The following is an 18,250-nucleotide window of genomic DNA, read 5'->3' as shown; positions in this document are numbered from 1 at the left end:
TTCGGCTGCGCTCGGGGGTCAGGCTCCGTCGTCGGCCGACCAGGGCCGCTGCCAGCGGTCGTCGGGTCTGTCACCGGAGCGGATGAACCGGACGTCGACGGACAGGCGCATGGCGTCGGTCGTCGTGTCCAGCGACGCGTGGATGATCTGCGGCACGTGCACCAGCAGGTCACCGGCCGCGAAGTCGGCGCACAGCCAGCGGCGGCCGAGCCGGCGGGCCGTCAGCGCCAGGTCGTGGGAGATGGGCCGCCGGTCGTGCGGGCGGTCCGTGACGTCGCGCAGCGGCCGGTAGTCCTCGGGTGCCAGGGTGTGGGAGCCGTCCAGGTAGATCAGCGGACCGGTGGCGACCGGGCAGTCGCCGACCGGGATCCACATGGTCAGCACCCTGGGCGGGGCGGCGTCAAGGTAGTCCATGTCGACATGGGCGCGTGAGGCACGGCCCGAGCCGCGGTGGAAGTGCCGGAGGATGCGCCGGGGCAGCATCTCCGAGGGGCCGCCGAGCAGGCCGTCGGCGATCGTCCGCAGTCGCTCGTCCGCCAGGAACCGCTCGAAGGGCGCCGACCGGACGAAGGCGTGCGCGGGGTGCCCGGCCACACCGTACTCCGGCAGCCCTTCGGGAACGGTGCCCGAGAAGAGGCCGTCCTGCGGCCGGGTGCCCGGTTTGAGGTAGCCGGGCGGAAAGAGGGAGAAGTACGCGCGGCGCAGGCGCAGCACCGCGGAGCGGTCCAAGGCGCCGGGCAGGTACAGATAGCCGTCGGAGCGCAGCCGTCGCCGCAGGGCGGCCGGATCGCCGAGCCGGTCGGCGCTGGGCCTGAGCGGTCCGAAGAGGTCCGGGGAGAAGGGGATGGGCAGGCCGTTGGAGTACAGCTCGGCGACCGGTGGTGCGGAAAGCGTCATGATCGGGGTCCTTGGTGTCGAGGGGGCCGGCGTGGGCGGTCCGTCAGTAGACGCCCTCCGTGGCCTCCTCCGTGGCATCTGCCGTGTACGGCCGTACGGCCGCCACTCCGTCCCAGGGGAACCAGGGGTGCGGGCCCGTCCGGACGGCGCTGTCGCGCTCCAGGAGATGGGGGATGAACAGGTCTTCCAGGAGGGTCGTGGCCCGTACCCGGCCGCGCTCCCCCACGGCCGCCTGCCGCCAGGGGTCGCGCGGATCGACGACGGTGAGCACGGCGAAGGGCGGCGGCAGATGGTAGGTGTGCGTGACGCGCTCGCCGGGCTCCCCGTCCGCGGGGGCGTCCGGTCCGGGCGCGGTGACGCCCGCCACGGTCGTGCCCGGGGTCAGGTCCGCCTGGAGCGCGTGGCCGACGAGCGTGTTGCCGTAGGTGTCGATCCACTGGACGCCCGCCAGGTGTTCGGCGCGCAGGAACTCCGCCTCCGCCGGGGTGCAGGACGTACCGCCGGTGCACACCGCGCGCACGCCGTACGCGTGCAGCGGGCGGGGCAGCCGCATGGCCAGTTCGACCAGCAGCCGAGAGGTGGTGAACAGCAGCTGCGGGCGTTCCGCGGTGAGCAGGTGGAGGGTCTGGGCGATCAGGTGGCCGGTGTACGCGCCGGCGTCGCCGCCCGCCCGCAGTGCCGCCTTGACCCAGCGCGGGTCGAAGTCGATGGAGTGCACCGCGCCCCGCCAGCTGTCCGCCAGGGCCTCCACGAAGTGCCCGTAGGCGTGCGGCCCCATCGGGGTCATCGCCAGGACGTCCCCGCCGAGGAGGCCTCGTGCCTCCAGCATGGTCCGGTAGATCTCCACGTCGAGGGCGAGCCGGGTGACGTTGACGATGCGGCACGGGGTGCCGGTCGTGCCGCCGGTCTCGAAGACGCGGAAGGGCCGGTCGCGGAAGCCGCGCGGGATGAGGTCGCGGGCGCGGGCGGCGCGCAGGCGCGCCTTGTCGAAGAGTCCGAACAGCCGCAGGTCCGCGAAGCCGTGGACGTCCCGCAGCGGGTCGAAGCCGAGGGTGTCGCGCTGGGAGAGCCAGAACGGGGACCCGGTCTCGGCGGAGAAGTGCCACCGCATCATGCGGCGGGTCCAGGTGTCGAGGTCGACGGCGAGTTGCGGTACGCGCTCCCGCATGACGTCGTGGACGGCCGTCGTGTCCCACGCGGGGGTGCCGCTCGGCGGGCCGGGCACGCCGGGCCGCCGGGTGCCTGGTGCGGTCGTCGTCATGGGGTCCTCCTCCGTGCCGCCGGCTGCGGCGGTTCGTACACGAACAGGGATCCGGCCGCGATCCGCGCGGCGTCGCGCTCGCTCGCGCGCACCACGGCGGCGAACGGGAAGGGCACCTCGTGGCCGATCAGCGGGTGCTCCGGCGGGTCCTCGGGGCCGTCGCCGACGAGCACCAGGTGCGGTGTCGCACAGGGGGCGCCGTCGGGTCCGGCGACGACCGGCGGCCGGCGGGTGAGCAGCCGGTCCCCTGGTCGCATCCGCTCGGCCACGGAACGGGTCGCTCGGTGCGCGGCGCCCGGTTCCCGGCTGACGGTCAGCGGCAGGCTGACCGGATCGAGTGCGTCGAGCGCGGCGGCCAGCCGGGCTGCCAGGGGCTCGGCGGGGCCGGCGCACACGACGGTGCGCACGTTGCTGCAGAACCGTCCCGCGTCGGCCGCGATGAGCGGCACCAGCCACTCGACGGCCCGGTCCGCGGACATCCGGGCGGGTACGAGCGCGCAGCCGCGCCCGGGTCCGTGCAGGGTCAGACCGGGCAGGGCGGTGACGGACCGGGCCAGGCCCGAGCCGCCGAAGACCACCTGCCGGTCGGTCCGGCGGATCAGCCCGGGGAGGGCGCCCTGGACGGTCGGGTACAGGGCGATCCGCTCGGCGGGCCATCCGGCCCGCAGCAGGGCGGCCACCAGGCGGGCCGCGGACAGTGGCTCGCGGCGGCTGGGCCGTACCCATACGGCCGCGGACCGCTCGACCTGGTCGAGTACGGCGGCGAGGCAGGTGAACGTGTTGCCGGGCAGGGCGACCAGCGCGAGCGCTCCGTCGTGCGCGGGCGGCGGCCGCTCGGTGAGGGCGGCGCGCAGCATGCCGCACCAGCGGTCGGTCAGTGACGGCGGGATGCCGGCGGTGCGCCACAGGGCCGCGCGGAAGCCGGCGCCGCTCTGCGGCCCGAGCCCGCCGATGTCGAGGACGCCGTCCTCGAATGCGTCGAGCGCGGCCAGGAGCAGTGCCCTGCGGTCGTCCGGCGCGGCGGGCAGTGCGGGCGCCACGGTGTCCCACCGGCTGCGGTCGGCGGCGACGACCAGCTCGGGGACGAGGGCCAGTCGCACCGCCGTGTCGCCGGGCAGTGGCGCGGTGTCGAGCGACGGGTGCCAGGCACCCCGCCGGAAGGCGTGCAGGAGGGCGCCGGACGTCACGGCAGTTCACTGCGCAGCGCGCAGACCACCCGGACCTGCTCGGCGTGGGTGAGGGACGGATACAGGGGCAGGGCGATGTGGTGCCGGGCGAACCACCGGGCTCGCGGGTGGTCCCCGGGCTCGGCGCGGCCGGCGAAGAAGGGGTGGTCGCACAGCAGGTGGTCGTACACCTCGCCGGCGAGGTGGATGCCGTGCCGTTCGCGCAGCCGCTTCTTCAGCAGCGTGCGGTCGGTGGCCTCGTCCAGGTACACCAGGTACTTGTAGTAGTTGCTGTTCACCTGGCCGGGCATGGTGTGGGGCCGCGCCCCGGGCACGGAGGCCAGCAGGTCGTCGTAGTGTGCGGCCAGGTCCCGGCGGGCGGCCAGGGTGCGGCCGAAGCGTTCCAGGTCGACGGTGCCGACGGCGGCGTGCAGTTCGCTCATCCGCCAGTTGCCGCCGGGCCGGTCGTGCAGGGTGGAGCCGGGCGCGCTCTTGCCGTGGTCCCGCCAGCGCCGTACGTGGTCGAGGTCGCCGGTGTCCGCGCAGCTGAGCAGTCCGCCCTCGCCGCTGGTCGCGACCTTCGTCGGGAAGAAGGAGAACGCGCCGAAGCGGCCGAGGCCGCCCGCCGGGCGGTCGCCGAGCGTGCTGCCGAAGGCGTGGGCGGCGTCCTCCAGCACCGGGATGCCGCGGGCGCGGCACTGGTCGAGGACGCCGTCGAGCGCTGGTGCGACGATGCCGCCGATGTGGACGGGGACCACGGCGGCGGTGTCCGGGTGGCGGTCGAGCGCCGCGGTCAGTGCCTGGGGGTCCATGCCGAGGCCGTCGAGTTCCAGGTCGACGAAGCCGACCCGGGCGGCTCCGGCCCGCACGGCGGCCGCGGCCGTGGCGAAGAAGGTGTTGGCCGGCACGAGGACGGTGCGTCCGCGCACGCCGATCACGCGGAGGGCGATCTCCAGGGCGGCGGAGCCGGAGGCCACGGCGGCACCGGGGCGGCCGGTCCACTGCCGGGTGAGGTCCTCGAACCGGGTGACCAGTGGCCCTTGCGTGAGCACACCCGACCGGAGCGCGGCGTCCACCCGGTCGGCCACGGCGCGCCGTTCGAGCACGTCGAACCGGACGCGCTGGGCGGGCACGCCGGCCGGTGCCGACGGGGGCTGGGCGAGGGCCCGGGTGAAGAAGTCCACGGCGTGGCCGACGTCGGTGCCGTGTCCCATGGGCAGTTCGCGTATCTCGGGGGCCGGCGCGTGGGCCGCGGCGTAGGTCTCGGCGACCGCCCGGCCGGCGGCGCGGGCGTCGTCGGCGTCGAGGTACGGGTCACAGGTGCCGAACTGCAGCTGGAGCGGTGCGGGGGCGAGCGCGCCGTAGAGGGCGGGCAGGTCGGTGTGTTCCAGGATGCCCGGCAGCACCGCGCCCTCGAAGCCGGTCAGCTGCCGCGCGTACAGGCAGGCGTAGGAACCGAGGTGGCCGGCCGCGCAGAGCGGCGGCTCGCCCTCGGTGAGCAGCGCGGTGTGCAGGGCGACGGCCGCGCCGAGGCTGTGCCCGAACAGTCCGACCCGGCCGCCGTCCACGCGCTCGTGCGTCCGCAGCAGTTCCAGGACCGCGAGGGCGTCACCGGTCAGGGCGCCGAGCAGGGAGCGGCCGGTGAGCGTGAAGGCGTGGGCGAGCAGGGTCCCCTCGTCGCGCCCGGCGAGCCGCCGCTGGTCGAGGCCGCCGGTGAGGGCGTACTCGAAGGTGAGGGTGGTGAATCCCGCGCGGGCGAGGTGTTCGGCCATGTTGCGGTCCGGGTGGTCGGGGACGACCTCGCCGGTGAGCTGTTCCCGGCGGGCGTTCTTCCCACCCAGGACCAGGATGCCGGGGCGGGGCGCGGGCTCGGGCTCGGGTGAGAGCAGGGTGGCTCGGAACTCACCGCGCAGGGGGGAATCGAGGACCCACTGCTCCCGGTGCAGCCCGTCGCGCACCTCGGTGTCGGTGTGGACGACGCGTACCGGGACGCGCTCCACGCGGGCCAGCCGTTCGACGGTGGAACGGATCCGGTGGGAACGGGCGGCCGGCTCGGTGTCGGAGCCGGGAGCGGACGGTGCGGGCGTCGGCCGGGCTTCGAGGAGCCGGGCCAGGTGGCGGATCTGCATGGCGAGTCGGGCACCAGGTTCTGTGAGACGGCAGAGGGGTTCACCGGGCGGCGGTGCCTCAGACGAAGTCCTCGTGCAGCGTGCTCGGCACCTCCACCGCATAGGCGTCCAGCGCCTGGTCCAGCTGGATCTGGCCGCGGTGCAGCCGCTCCAGCAGTTCGTTCTGCGGGCGGTAGAAGCAGGACTTGCACAGGTCGGTGCGGCGGGGGTTGGCCGCCTCCCACTCGGCGCGGGGGCCGCCCTCCAGGACGTCGAGGTAGCCCTGGTCGAGCACGTTGCCGATCAGGTAGCGGCTGTTGAGGTGGACCTGGGGGCAGGGGTAGAGGTTGCCGTCGGCACCGACGGCGGTGACGAAGCGGCTGTAGTGGCAGCGCTCGAAGTCGCCCTCCACCGTCTCGACCCGGTCCATCGGGCCCCGGTCGAGCTTGGGGATCGACACCTCGAAGTCGTCCGTGGAGAGCGCCTTGGCCTCGCCGAGGGCGGCCGTGATCTCCGGCAGGACCGCTTCGATGGTCTCGTGCCCCAGGGCGCTGTAGAACTCCGGCTCGAACCGGACGTAGTGCGCGCCGGCCTCCCGGCCGATGCGGGCCGCCTGGAGGATCTCCCGGTGGTTGCGCTCGGTGATGACGAAGTTGAAGCCGATCCGGAAGTCCGGGGCCACCGCGGCCTCGCGCAGTCGTCCCACCGTCTCGACGAAGGAGGCGAACGTGCGCTCCCGGTCGCGGGTGATGGCGTTGTAGGTGGCCTCGGTGCCCGCGTTGAGTCCGATGCGGACCCAGGTGTGCGTGGCGACGACGGTGTCGGCGACGGCCGGGCGGCCCAGCCTGGACCCGTTGGTGATCAGTCCGATGCGCAGCCCCGCGTCATGGGCGGCGCGGGTGATCTCGGCGTAGCCGGGGTGGATGGTGCACTCGCCGCTGCCGCAGAACGTCACCGCGCGGCCGTCGTTCGCTGCGAACTCCCGCAGCAGGGTGACGGCCTTGTCCGTGGGGATGGCGTCCTTGAACGAGAACAGGTCGTAGAACTGCTCCTCGTTCGGGGAATGGAAGTTGCAGAAGTGACAACGCTGGTTGCAGGCACCCATGATGCCGATCCGCATATGGATCGGTTTGAAGTCCTCATCGGCGACGAACCGCCGCAGCAGTTCTCCATGGGCCATCACTTTTTGCGGGGAATGAGCCTGGTCAAGGCTGACGACGGGCAATTGTGTCCTGCCGTCCGCGGTTACCGCCGTAGGATTTCCAGCGTTTCCGGCAATATTCACGATCCCCCCAAGTGCAGCCAACTGGTCGGGTGTTCGATTGGTGCAGACCAACCGTAGAGAGGCGTTCGTGACGCTGTCAACCAGCCGTTCGCACCGGACTGTTGCCCCGAGAAGCACCCCGCCAACCTGCATCGACTCAGGTCGTGGGCGTTATCGGAGGAAGATCTCCCTTGACAGTGCACATTGGTCCACACCAGGCTGTCCCGGGGTCCGGCCCGAACCCGGAAACCATTCCTGCTCAGAAAGCAGGCCGGCGGGGAGCGCACAGCCGATACCAGACTCGAAAGCTCTAGGTACGGGGGACACATGCCTGTCATTTTCAAAATTCTCGGCCCGCCGAGCGTCTCGGTCGACGGGAGATTAGTGCCCATCGGAGGGCGGCGGTCCCGGATCGTCCTCGCCGTACTGGCCCTGGAGGCGAACTGGGTGGTGCCCGTCAGCGACCTCGTGGATGCCGTATGGGGCTCCTCGCCCCCCACCAGCGCCCGCACCCAGATTCGCATCTGCATATCCTCGATGCGCCGGAGTTTCGCGGCGGCCGGCGCTCCCGACCTGATCGAGACCCATCCGCAGGGCTACCGGCTGCGGCTGGCCGAGGACCAGCTGGACGCCATGATCTTCGAGGCCCGCGTGCGCCGGGCGAGGACCCTGTCCGCGGGCGGTCACCTGGAGGAGGCCGCCGACATCCTGCGCCAGGCCCTGTCCCTGTGGACCGGCCCCGCCCTCGTGGGTCTGACGAGCCCGCCCGTGGAGTCCGGCGCGCGCCGTCTGGAGGAGGCACGGCTGCGGGCGGTGGAGGAGCGGGTCCGGCTGGACCTGGAGCTGGGCCGGCACCAGGACGTCATCGGTGAACTGATGCAGCTGGTCGCGGACCACCCCTACCGGGAACATCTGCACGCTCAGCTCATGCTGGGCCTCTACCGCTCGCACCGCACGGCCGAGGCGCTGGAGGTCTACCGGCGGATCCGCACCACCCTGGTCGAGGAGCTGGGCATCGAACCGGGTCCGGAGCTGGCCGAGCTGGAGAAGTCGATCCTGCTGGGCATGGAGCGGGACCAGGTCGTCGTCGACGGGGCGCGGGCGAGCTGAGCCGCGTGCCGCGCCCGCGGCGCCTCCTCCCGGCCCGCTCACGGCGACAGCCACCGGTCCCGCTCCTCCCGTTGCGCTCACAGCGACAGCCACAGGTCCTGCAACTGGTGCTCGGACAGCCCGTCGGAGGACCGCAGGTCGTACCGGTGCACCCGGACCGGACCGGCCGTGAACGCCCAGTCCACCCGCCACAGCGGCAGCGGCCGGTTGAACACGCTGTCCCACTCGAACCCGGTGGGGGCACTGAACTTCCAGCTCAGCGGGAGGAAGTCGTCGTTGGCCCGCAGCGCGTCGTCGGCCCGCTCCTTCACGCCGTCCATGTCGCGCATGGAGTCCGTCGCGTTGAAGTCCCCGGCGATCACGGTGGGATGGGGGTTGCGGTCGAGGTCCCGCTCCAGACCGCGGAACTCCTCCTGCCGCCAGGCGAACTTGCGGGCGAAGTACGCGTCGTAGTCGTAGCCCGAGAAGGGGTTGAGGTTGTCGACGGCGAGCGGCACCGTGATGTGGACGTTGTAGACGCTCAGGATCTCGTCGCCGACCTTCAGGTCCGTGCGCATCACCTTGTCGCGGGCGAAGACCCGGCTGAAGGGGGTCTCGGGGCGGGCGTCCAGCTCGGCCCCGGGACCGACGGGCGGCTGGGCGACGATCGGGAACCGGGACAGGGTCAGCAGCTCCCCCCGGCGGGCGATGTGGTAGCCGGGGAACTCGGCGCGCAGCCGGGCGTTGTCGCGCAGCTCCCGGTAGCCGTCCTCGCCGAGGCCGGGCTGCCAGATCACGTGTTCCTGGAGGAGGTAGACGTCGGCCGGGTACCGGTGCAGCAGCGCGTAGACGTTCTCGGGGCTGGAGGCCTGGCCCCAGTACTGGGTGTTGAGCGAGACCACGTGCAGCGCGCCCGGCGGTACCTTCCCCGGGTCGCGCCACAGCGCGGGCCAGTTCAGCCCGGAGCCGGTGACGAGCGCCAGCAGCAGCGCGGCCGCGGTGAGGCCCGCGGCCCACGGCCGCCGCCGGCCGCAGGCGGCCGCACTGGCCACCAGCAGGACGAACGGGACGCCCATCAGCAGCAGCGGAGGCGCCGCGTCCAGCAGGATCGCCCAGTGCCACCGTCCGCTGACCAGCCACCGGACGACGGCGTACAGCAGCCAGAGGGCGGCCACGGCCACGAGGACCCGCCCGTACCACAGCCGCAGCAGCCGCCCGGTGCGACGCAGCCGGGTCCCGCCGGTGCCGGGCCGGGCCGGGGGCGGCCCTGCGGCCTCGTCGGTCCGCGGGTCGGCGACCGCCGGTTCGGACGTCACGCGGTCACCTCGCGGTGGTACATGCGGCGGAAGCGGCGGCTGAACGCCCACTGGGTCAGTCCGACCGCGAGGCCGGCGACGACCGCCGTGTTCATCAGCAGGTGGCAGCCGATGAAGAACAGCAGGAAGCCCACGCCGCGTTGCCGGGTGACGAAGACGTACTGTCCGAGGTCCGCCAGGACGAACAGGACGAGCGCGACCGCCGGCACCACCGCGGCGGGCGGCCACACCGCCACCGCCGGCAGGCTCACCAGCGTCAGCGCCGCCAGCACGGACGCCGCCGCGCGCCCGCCCGTCTCCATGCCCTGCATGGCCCGGCCCCGGTCGAGGTAGAACGGCACCCGCAGCCGACTGCGCACGAACGCCTTGCGCAGCAGGGGGCGCATCTCGGTCTCGTCGGCGAGACGGCCCCGGATGCGGGAGGTCAGCAGCATGGGGTGCAGCGCGGCGAGCCGTTCCGCGTGATCGATCTCCTCGGTCTGGCGCAGCGCGGGGTTGAACCAGCCCGCCTTCAGGAAGGCGGACCGGCGGACCGCGCCGAGGGCGTAGTAGCCGCCGCTGACCAGGCCCTCGGCGCTCTTGCGCCAGTAGTGGTACTGGAGGATGCGGTAGTCGCACACCAGCCCCTCGTCGAACAGCGGCTCCTTGTCGGGGATGCCGAACACGGCGCCGTAAGACGGGTTCTCCTCGAAGAGGGCGACGGCTTCGGCGACCGCTTCCGGGTGCATGGTCACGTCGGCGTCGAGGAAGAAGATGATGTCGCCACAGGCGTGCCGGACGCCCAGGTTGCGGGTGGCGCCCGGACCGCCGTTGCGTTCGGCGCGTACGAGCGTGACCGGGTGCCGCGCGGCGAGCGCGGCCGAGTCGTCCGTGCTGGAGTCGTCGACGACGATCACCTCCAGCTTGGGATATGTCTGCTCCCTGATGGAGTTCAGGCACAGGTCGATGGTGCGGCGGTCGTTGTACATGGGGACGACCACCGACACGAGGGGTGCGGCCATGGAATGGTCCTCGGTCGGATCGGAAGACTGGCGGAGGCGGGCCGGCCGCCGGACTAGGTGAGCTGGAAGACCAGCAGCAGCGCGGCCCAGAGAAGCGAGTTCGTTTGCATGACGCGGTCGCGCAGCAGGACGTGGACAGGGTTGCCGCCCTCGGCCTTGACGACCACGATCTGCAGGTACCGGAACAGCGCGAACAGCGCGCAGGGCGCGGTCAGCAGAGCGCCGGCCTCGTAACCGGACTCGGTGCGCAGGTACAGCAGGTAGCCGACCATGGTCACCGCCGAGCACATCACCAGCACCAGGTCCAAAAAGTGTGTGGAGTAGCCGACCAGCGCGGGCCGGTGTCCGGTGCCCGAGACGCTCAGTTCGTGGCGGCGCTTGCCGAGGATCAGCAGCAGGCACAGGGTCAGGACGGTGAGGACGAGCCAGCCGGAGACCGTCTGGCCGCCCGCCTCGTAGCCGCCGAGCAGTCGCAGGACGAAGCCGGTGGCGACGATGAACACGTCCAGCAGCGGAAGGTGCTTGAGCCGCCAGCTGTAGGCGGCGTTGACGACGAGGTAGACCAGGACCGCCCACGCGCCCTCGGGGGCGAGCAGCACCAGCAGCGGCACGAGCAGGACGGCGAGGGTGACGCCGAGGGCGGTCGCGGCCGTACGGCTGACCTGGCCCGAGGCGAGCGGCCGGTGGCGTTTGACGGGGTGGCGCCGGTCCCGCTCCACGTCCGCCATGTCGTTGACCACGTACACCAGCGAGGAGGCGAGGACGAAGGCGAGCGTGGCGATGCCCACGCGGCCCGCGGCCTGCCAGCTCCACTCGGCGCCCAGCAGCGGCAGCGGCACCACCAGGAGGTTCTTCGGCCACTGAGCGGGGCGGACGAGGGCGATCAGGCCCGCCGTCGGGCTCCGCACCGGTGGGGTGTCCCCGGGTGTGACGGGCACGGCCCGTTCGTCCAGGAAGCTCATGGCATGCTCCTCAGAAGAAGATCTTCGCCGCGGACAGCAGGCCTTGGCGCCACGGGTCCCGGCTGGTGCGGCCGGCGGATCCGCCGGAGGGGACCTCGTGACGGGCGGTGCGCCACCACTCGTAGGTGCGCAGGACGGCGTCGCGGTTGGAGTACTTAGGGCTGAAGCCCAGCTGCCGCGTCGCCTTGTCGATGCTGACGTAGGAGTCCTCCATCAGCTTGAACAGCAGCCGGCCGTACACCGGGGACAGCCGGGCCTTCTGCAGCGCGTTCAGCAGGGCGAGGGCCGGGCGGGCGGGCAGGCCGATGACGCGCTTGCCGTGGCCGGCGGCGTCCAGGACGGCCTGGAAGTCCTCACGGATCGTGCCGAACTCGGCGGCGGCCAGGTTGTACGTGTCGTTGGCGACGTCCTCCGGCGCGGTCAGCACGGTGACGATCGCGTCCACCAGGTCGTCGATGGCGAACATCTGGATGCGGACGTCGCCTCGTCCGAGCACCGGGAAGTTGCGGCCCTCCTCCGCCCACTCGAACAGCATCGAGAACAGTCCCATGCGGCCCGGTCCGACGAACGTCTTCGGCCGCAGCACGGGCACGCACATGCCCTGCGCGCGGTAGCGCTCCGCCACCTCCTCGGCGGCGGCCTTGGCCCGGCTGTAGGTGTCCACCGGTTCGCGCGGGTATTCCTCGGTGGTGGGGACCACGCGGGGCAGGCCGTACACGGCGGTCGACGAGATGTGCACCACGCGGGGTGTGCCGACCGCGCTCGCCGCGGCGAACACGTTCTTCGTGCCCCCGACGGTGATGGAGCGGATCTGGTCGTCGGGGTAGCTGGGCAGCGCGGCCGCCGCGTGCACCAGGACGTCCGCGCCGTCCGCCGCCTCACGCATGACGTCCCGGTCGCGGATGTCCCCGACGATCGTCACGCCCGGTCCGGGGCGCAGGTCGACTCCGCGCACCTGCCGGCCGTCGGCCAGCAGCCGCTCGACGAGGCGGCCGCCGAGCATGCCCGCCGCGCCGGTGATCGTGATCACCACTGTGAGCTCACCTTCTGCTTGATGAAACGGGTGACCAGCCGGCCCAGGCCCCGGTCCAGGACCTCGCCGAGCGCGTCGACCGCGCGCTCGGCCTCGTCGGGCTCGGTGACCAGTGAGGGGCCGAGGATCAGCGGATTGCGGCCGTTGAGCGTGTAGTAGGCGAAGATGTCGTGGTCCTCGTACAGGGCGTTGATCACCGCGCAGGTGACGAGCTTCGCCTTGAACCGCGGGTCCTTGGCCATGCCGCCGGGGGCGAGCTTGGCCACCAGGTCGAGGATCTTCGGGCCGCCGTCGATGAAGACGCCCCACAGCGCGCCGGCGCCCGCGACGTGTCCGATCGCGTCGGGGTGTTCCTTGGCGAGGCGGGCCAGTCCGGGCTCCAGGACGGCTTCGAGGGCCCGGGCGCGGGCCGGGTAGTCGTCCTCCACGGCGATGTTGACGGCCTCCAGCGCTGTGGCGCACTCCTCGCCGAAGCCGTAGTAGGTGGTGGACGTCGAGTTGAGCAGGGCGTCGCCGAGGTTGTCGTAGGCCTTGCGGAAGACGGGCTCGCGCGCCACGTAGGCGGAGACGGAGGACTTGCCGCCGCCGAAGGACTTGGAGGTGGTGACCACGTCCGGGATCAGTCCGGGGTAGCGCATGAAGTAGAACATGCTGCCGGTCTTGCCCCAACCCGTGTAGATCTCGTCGAAGATCAGCACGATGTCGTGCTGGGTGCACAATTCCCGCAGCCCGCGCAGGAAGTGCTCGGAGCACCACTGGATGGTCGAGGCGCTGAAGGGTTCGACGAGGATCGCGTAGACGTCCTTGGGGTGGCGTCCGATCGCCGAGCGCACCGAGTCCAGGTCCCCGTAGCGGAAGGTGTCGATGCCGGGGATGGTCGGGAAGGCGAACTGGTTCTGGCCGGTGAGGCCGCCCGAGCCGAGCAGCTTGCCGTGGAAGGCACAGTCCGCGCGCAGGACGGTGCCGCGCTTTCCGCCGTGGTACTTGTAGGCGAGCTTGACCGCGCCCTCGACCGCCTCCGCGCCGGAGTTGGGCAGGAACGACATCGACAGGTCGCCGGGCATCACCTCGGCGAGGTTGTGGCCGAGCGCGGCCAGGTAGGGCGAGAAGTAGGTCTTGTGGACCTCCATCCGGCGCTGCTGGGCGAAGCGTTCGCGTACGGCGAGGATGCGGGGGTGGTTGTGACCGTGGTTGAGGACGCCGACGCCGCCGGTCAGGTCGAGGACGCGCCGGCCGTCCTTCAGGGTGAGGTAGGCGCCCTCGGCGTGGTCGACGAGTTCGCGGCCGAACCCGAACGAGGTCATCAGGGCGACCTGGCTCTTGTTCACGTGCCGTCGGTAAAGGTCGTGTACCTCGCCGACCTCGAGGCGTTCGGCGTCATCCAGGGTGTACACGGGTTTCTCTCCTCATGAGCGTGCGGGCCGATCGGTGCCGCGGACCGCGCGCCGTGGGCGCGTCCGTGGGACCTCCGGGACCAGGGGGGTGGGAGACGGGAGGTGAATCGTGAGCTGGGGGGTGTGGGAGGCAAGGGTCAACTGGGGCAGTGCGTGGCATGGTCGAACCAGCGACGCGGAAGACCGGTCTGGACTAGGGGCGCGGAAGAGGGGGTTGGGGGGCCGCCGGGCTCGTCGGCAGGGAGGCGGTGGCCGGAGGAGCGGACCTGCGTCCGCGCGGCCGCGCGGGGGTGACGGCCGGCGGCCCGGACAGCACGGACGTCTCGCTCGCCGGCCCTGGCGGGGTGGGGGTGTCGCTCGCCGGCCCAGGCGGGGCAGAGGTGTCGCTCGCCGGCCCAGGCTGGGCGGGAGTTTCGCTCGCCGGGCCGGACGCCCCGGAAGGGACGTTCGTCGTCCCCGGCGGCTCAGGGGCCGCGTCCGACGGGAGCGCCGGTGCGGCGGTGAAGCGGGACCAGCACAGGACGACGGCCGAGCTGCCCAGTTCGGCCACGACGCAGACGAGGCGGCTGGCCAGGGCCGCGGTGGCCGCGGCGCCCGGGGGCAGGACGGTGGCGAGCGCGGCGGTGATGGTGAGCTCCCGCACGCCCCAGCCGTCGGGGATGATCAGGGCGAGGCTGCTGATGACCGTGGCGAGCGCGAAGGCGCCGACCGAGGCGCCCAGTCCCGCCCACACCGGCGCGCCCAGCGCCAGGACCAGGAACCACAGGTGCAGTCCGGAGGCCACCCAGGAGGCGACGGCGAGCAGGATGGCCCGCCGCACCGCGGGGTCCCCCGGCTGCTCCACGGGCTTGCGCAGCAGCCGGGCCAGGGCGGACACCGGCCGGGTGGCGAGGGCGGGCCGCACCAGGCACAGCACGAACAGCGCGGCCGGGAGCACCAGCCACGGCCACTGGCCGGGCAGCGCGACCGGCGCCGCGAGCAGGGCGACACCGGCCCCGGTGAGCAGGGTCAGGGCCAGGCTCAGCACATAGGCCGAGGTCATCTGCGCGGCCGGGATGCCGACGGCGCGGCCGTGCGCCACGTGGGTGAGCACGCCCCAGACCCGTCCGGGGAGGTACTTGCTGAGCTGTCCGAGGAAGTACACCTTCGCCGCGTACAGGCCACGCAGTCCGTGCTCGCCCGGGATCAGGACCCGCCAGGCGTGCACGGCGAGAACGAGCCCGGCGACGTTGGTGAGGAGGGCACCGGCCAGCAGCGGCACCGCCTGGGGGCGGGCGAACTCCCGCGCGGCGGAGACACCCCCGTTGCGGACGAGGAACCAGACGCCCACCAGCGCGGCGAGCACGATGACCGGCGTGAGCAGCCGGCGCAGTCGGTCGATCACCGCGTCGCCTCCGCCCGCGGCGGCGCACCGCGCCCGGTCCGGCTCGTGCTCCGCGGCCGCAGGGCGCCGAGCGCGGCACCGCCGAGCAGGGCGGCGTGGGTGGCCAGGTGGACGCCCACGAAGAAGGGCAGGAACCGCGCACCCCGGCGCCGGGCGACGAAGCGCAGCAGTCCGAGGTTCGCGGCGCAGAACGCGAGCAGGAAGAGCGCGGGCAGTGCGGGCAGCCACCCGGCGAGCGGCAGCGCGGCGAACGGCGGTGCGGCGAGGAGCGCGGCGAGCGGCAGCGAGGCGAAGAGCGCGGCGGCCGAGGCCACCGAGGCGGGGCTGTTGGCCGTGAGGTTGCGGCGCCCGCCCTGGCGCGCCGACCGCAGCGCCGGGACCAGCAGCAGCGCCCGTCGGAACGTTTCACCGAGCAGCGCGCCGAGCCGGTCCTCCTCGTCGTGCCGGGCCACGATCCGGTCGGTGAGCACGATCTTCCAGTGCGGCGCGAGCCGGTCGCTGAACTCCAGGTCCTCCGAGTCCCGCAACCGCTCGTCGAAGCCGCCCAGTTGCTCGAAGACCTCGCGGCGTACGGCGGCCTGGGCGAAGAACGCGGTCTCCACCTCGCCGACGCCGCGCAGGCGCCACCAGTGGGCGTGCAGCACCTTGTAGTGCTCGACGGGTCCGTCGTCGAAGAGCGGCTCGGGCGCGATCACACCGTGCACGCACCCGCACTCGGGGTCGGCGTCCAGGATGTGCAGCGCGCTCGCCACCGAGTCGGGGGTGAGCGCCTCGTCGGAGTCCAGGAAGAAGAGGATGTCGCCGGTGGCGGCGGCGATACCGGTGTTCCTGGCGGCGGAGACACCGCGGTTGGGGTCGTGCCGGATCAGCGTGCAGGGATAACCTCGGGCGATCCGCGCCGTGGCGTCGGTGCTGCCGTCGTCCACCACGATCACCTCGTGGATCGGACAGGTCTGGGCGTACACCGAGTCCAGGCACGCTGCAAGGGTGCGGGCGGAGTTGTGGGCCGGGATCACCACTGACACGGAATGTGGCATGCCGCTCAGTTCAGTTGCGCTCCGTATCGACCTGGTATCGATCCTGTATCGGGTGCTGCCCCGCGGGACGGCCGTTCGCCGGGCATCCGCCCCGGTGGGCCGACTGTTAGTCTTCAGCCGCTCGTTCGCCGAAGATCCGTACGAACGCTCCCTGGAGGGACGTGTGTCGGCTCCCCCGGAAACCATGGCGCCTTCCCCCACCGACCCCTCCCCGGTAACACGCACCGAGGGCCGCCGGAGCGTGACCGGGAGGGTTCTGGTCGCGCTGACCGCGCTGTGGGCGGCGTACTCACTGCTCAACCTCGCGCTCAGCGGCCGCTGGTGGCTGTGGCTGCTCGCCGATCTGGTCCCGCCACTGGGCTTCCTGGCGGTGCCCCTCGCCCTGCTCGCGCTGGTGTGGCTGCCGGGCGCGCGCCCGGTGCGCCGGTGGCTGGTTCCGGTCCTGGCGCTCCTGCTGCTCACGGGGCTGACCCGTGCCGGCGTCAACTGGGCGGCGCTGCGCCCCGGCGCGGCGGCGGGCCCGGCGCCCGCGGGAGCGCTGAAGGTCGTCTCGTGGAACACGGAGTACTGGGACACCACCGACGACGCCGGCCGGTTCTACCGCTATCTCCGGGCGAAGGACGCCGACGTCTACCTGCTGCAGGAGTACCTTGCGTGGGTGGACGAACGGCCCGCGCCCATCGACCGGCTGGCGAGGATCCGCAGCGAGTTCCCCGGGTACCACGTCGCGGTGCTCGGTGAGCAGGTCACCCTCTCCCGCTTTCCCTTCGTCGCCCGGCCGGCCGTCGGTCCGGCCCGCCGGCTGGAGCGCGGGTCCCCCTGGCGGGAGGTCTTCGAGCGGGGCAAGGTGCTGCGCACGGACATCGACGTGCGCGGCCGGGTCGTCTCGTTCTACAACGTGCACGTCCCCGTGCAGCTCGACATCCTCCGCAGCCCGCTCACCGGCGGCTTCTACGCGGAGGTGCACCGGCGTTCCGCCGCGCGGCAGCGGCAGTACGAGGCCCTGCGGCGCGACGTCGCCGCCAATCCGCGTCCCGTGTTCGTGGCGGGGGACTTCAACACCACGCCGGCCATGGGGGAACTGGACGGGCTGCGCGGCACCCTGCGCGACGCGCTGCCCGCCTCCGGCACGCTCGTGCCGCGCACCTGGAAGGCCGGCGGCCCGGCTCTGTGGCGGCTGGACTGGGCGTTCACCGACGAGCAGTTGCGGGTGCACCGGTACGCCTTCGACGACCCGGCCGGCCTCTCCGACCACCAGCTGCAGGAGCTGGTGGTGTCACCGGTCCCCTGAACCGCACTGGTGTCACCGGTCCCCTGAACCGGGCGGCGAGCGGCGCCCGGTCTGCCGCCGGGCGCCGCTCAGTGGTGCGCGCGGTCCGGCTACCGGCCCGCCTCGTCCAGGCGGCGGCGCTGCTCCGGGCTCAGCGTCACGGCGAGCGCCCCCAGCGCCTCTTCGACCTGGGCGACCTTGCTGACGCCGACGATGGGCACGATCCGCGGGTCGTGGTCGAGCAGCCAGGCGAGCACGACCTGGTTGACGGTCGCGTCCAGTTCGCCGGCCACCTCGCGCAGGGCGGCCAGGCGGGGCGCCGTGCCCGGGTGGTCGTAGGCGGCGGGGATCTCCACGTCCTCGCGGGTGTAGCCGCCCGACAGCAGCGGGCTGTAGGCCCACAGGAGCAGGTCGGGCTCGGCGCGTACGTAGTCGAGCAGTTCGGGCGTCACATGGACGTGCGCGGAGGACGGCAGAGGCAGGTCGAACCGCGGCTGCAGGTACGAGTAGCGGTACTGGAGGTGGGTGCAGCGGGGCCGGTCGCCGGCGAGCGCGCGGGCGCGCTCGGTGCGCCACACGGCGTGGTTGCTGACACCGAGCGCACCGGCCTTGCCCTCGTCGACGAGGTCGGCGAGCGCGTGCACGGTCTCTTCCAGCGGCACCGTCCGGTCCTCGATGTGCGCCCAGAACACGTCGACGTGCTCGGTGCCGAGGCGGCGCAGGCTGTCCTCCAGGGCGGACCGCAGGGCCTTGGCCGAGAGGCCTTCGGCGGCTTCGAGCCCGGCTCCGGGAACCGTCGGGCGGGCGCCCGCCTTGGTGCCGATCCGCACGGCGTCCCGGGCGCCGCGGGACGCCAGCCACTTGCCGATGACGGCCTCGCTCTCGTCCCCGGTGCCGCCGTCCACCCAGAACGCGTAGTTGTTGGCGGTGTCGAGCACCGTGCCGCCCAACTCGGTGAATCTGTCGAGGATGTCGAACGAGGTCCGCTCGTCGACGGTGGTGCCGAAGGCCAGGGTGCCGAGAGCGATGGTCCGTTGCTGGTGCCACATGGGGAGTGGTTCCTCCGGG

At 72.7% G+C, this 18,250-nt stretch carries 15 protein-coding genes; 2 read left to right on the top strand and 13 right to left on the bottom strand.

Translation table 11 applies throughout. The features are described from left to right. Positions 1–18: 18 nt before the first annotated feature. From G7Z13_RS31635 to G7Z13_RS31615, 5 genes are read right to left on the bottom strand one after another with little or no spacing between them, the layout of a single operon-like run. A complete protein-coding gene (locus G7Z13_RS31635) occupies positions 19–897 on the bottom strand; it encodes a phytanoyl-CoA dioxygenase family protein (protein WP_166003960.1) in 879 nt (292 codons plus the stop codon). A gap of 43 nt (positions 898–940) precedes the next feature. Continuing rightward, positions 941–2,158 carry a hypothetical protein gene (locus G7Z13_RS31630; protein ID WP_240926417.1) on the bottom strand — a complete coding sequence of 406 codons (1,218 nt, stop codon included), beginning with the start codon at positions 2,156–2,158 and terminating at the stop codon, positions 941–943. Further along, a complete protein-coding gene (locus G7Z13_RS31625; RefSeq protein WP_166003958.1) occupies positions 2,155–3,345 on the bottom strand; it encodes a hypothetical protein in 1,191 nt (396 codons plus the stop codon). Before G7Z13_RS31625 ends, G7Z13_RS31630 begins: the two co-directional genes overlap by 4 nt. Further along, positions 3,342–5,453: a DegT/DnrJ/EryC1/StrS family aminotransferase gene (locus G7Z13_RS31620; protein WP_166003956.1), complete on the bottom strand. Its 2,112-nt coding sequence runs from the start codon at positions 5,451–5,453 to the stop codon at positions 3,342–3,344. Before G7Z13_RS31620 ends, G7Z13_RS31625 begins: the two co-directional genes overlap by 4 nt. A gap of 58 nt (positions 5,454–5,511) precedes the next feature. Beyond that, the gene (locus G7Z13_RS31615) at positions 5,512–6,612 is read right to left on the bottom strand and encodes a radical SAM protein (protein ID WP_166003954.1); all 1,101 of its coding nucleotides are present in this window, start codon (positions 6,610–6,612) and stop codon (positions 5,512–5,514) included. A gap of 468 nt (positions 6,613–7,080) precedes the next feature. Here G7Z13_RS31615 and G7Z13_RS31610 point away from each other — a divergent pair, with 468 nt between their 5' ends. After that, positions 7,081–7,806, top strand: coding sequence for a BTAD domain-containing putative transcriptional regulator (locus G7Z13_RS31610; RefSeq protein WP_166003952.1), 726 nt, complete (start codon positions 7,081–7,083; stop codon positions 7,804–7,806). Between the two features lie 77 nt (positions 7,807–7,883). On the opposite strand, the gene G7Z13_RS31605 is transcribed toward G7Z13_RS31610, so the two are convergent. The 7 genes from G7Z13_RS31605 to G7Z13_RS31575 form a co-directional block, all read right to left on the bottom strand. Beyond that, positions 7,884–9,101: an endonuclease/exonuclease/phosphatase family protein gene (locus G7Z13_RS31605; RefSeq protein ID WP_166003950.1), complete on the bottom strand. Its 1,218-nt coding sequence runs from the start codon at positions 9,099–9,101 to the stop codon at positions 7,884–7,886. Further along, a complete protein-coding gene (locus G7Z13_RS31600; protein ID WP_166003948.1) occupies positions 9,098–10,102 on the bottom strand; it encodes a glycosyltransferase family A protein in 1,005 nt (334 codons plus the stop codon). The genes G7Z13_RS31605 and G7Z13_RS31600 overlap by 4 nt, the downstream gene beginning before the upstream one ends. 53 nt (positions 10,103–10,155) lie before the next feature. Beyond that, entirely contained in the window at positions 10,156–11,064 is a 909-nt protein-coding gene (locus tag G7Z13_RS31595; protein ID WP_166003947.1) for a UbiA prenyltransferase family protein, read from the bottom strand. Positions 11,065–11,074: 10 nt separating this feature from the next. After that, positions 11,075–12,097 (bottom strand): NAD-dependent epimerase/dehydratase family protein, encoded by a 1,023-nt coding sequence (locus G7Z13_RS31590; protein ID WP_166003946.1) that lies wholly within the window; start codon positions 12,095–12,097, stop codon positions 11,075–11,077. Next, positions 12,091–13,491 carry an aspartate aminotransferase family protein gene (locus G7Z13_RS31585; RefSeq protein ID WP_166003944.1) on the bottom strand — a complete coding sequence of 467 codons (1,401 nt, stop codon included), beginning with the start codon at positions 13,489–13,491 and terminating at the stop codon, positions 12,091–12,093. Before G7Z13_RS31585 ends, G7Z13_RS31590 begins: the two co-directional genes overlap by 7 nt. 193 nt (positions 13,492–13,684) lie before the next feature. Continuing rightward, on the bottom strand, positions 13,685–14,875 hold the full coding sequence (locus G7Z13_RS31580; protein WP_166003942.1) for a lysylphosphatidylglycerol synthase domain-containing protein: 1,191 nt from the start codon (positions 14,873–14,875) through the stop codon (positions 13,685–13,687). Further along, complete coding sequence (locus G7Z13_RS31575) at positions 14,872–15,912, bottom strand: glycosyltransferase family A protein (protein WP_240926416.1); 1,041 nt, start codon at positions 15,910–15,912, stop codon at positions 14,872–14,874. The genes G7Z13_RS31580 and G7Z13_RS31575 overlap by 4 nt, the downstream gene beginning before the upstream one ends. 241 nt (positions 15,913–16,153) lie before the next feature. Between G7Z13_RS31575 and G7Z13_RS31570 the strand changes: the two genes are divergently transcribed. Next, positions 16,154–17,203 (top strand): endonuclease/exonuclease/phosphatase family protein, encoded by a 1,050-nt coding sequence (locus G7Z13_RS31570; RefSeq protein ID WP_240926415.1) that lies wholly within the window; start codon positions 16,154–16,156, stop codon positions 17,201–17,203. Between the two features lie 89 nt (positions 17,204–17,292). Here the strand turns inward: G7Z13_RS31570 and G7Z13_RS31565 are convergent, their stop codons facing one another. Beyond that, on the bottom strand, positions 17,293–18,231 hold the full coding sequence (locus tag G7Z13_RS31565) for an aldo/keto reductase (RefSeq protein ID WP_166003941.1): 939 nt from the start codon (positions 18,229–18,231) through the stop codon (positions 17,293–17,295). Between the last annotated feature and the right edge of the window lie 19 nt (positions 18,232–18,250).

Origin of the sequence: Streptomyces sp. JB150 (assembly GCF_011193355.1) — a bacterium.
Classification (GTDB): Bacteria; Actinomycetota; Actinomycetes; order Streptomycetales; family Streptomycetaceae; genus Streptomyces.
This window is presented reverse-complemented; position numbering and strand designations above follow the sequence as displayed.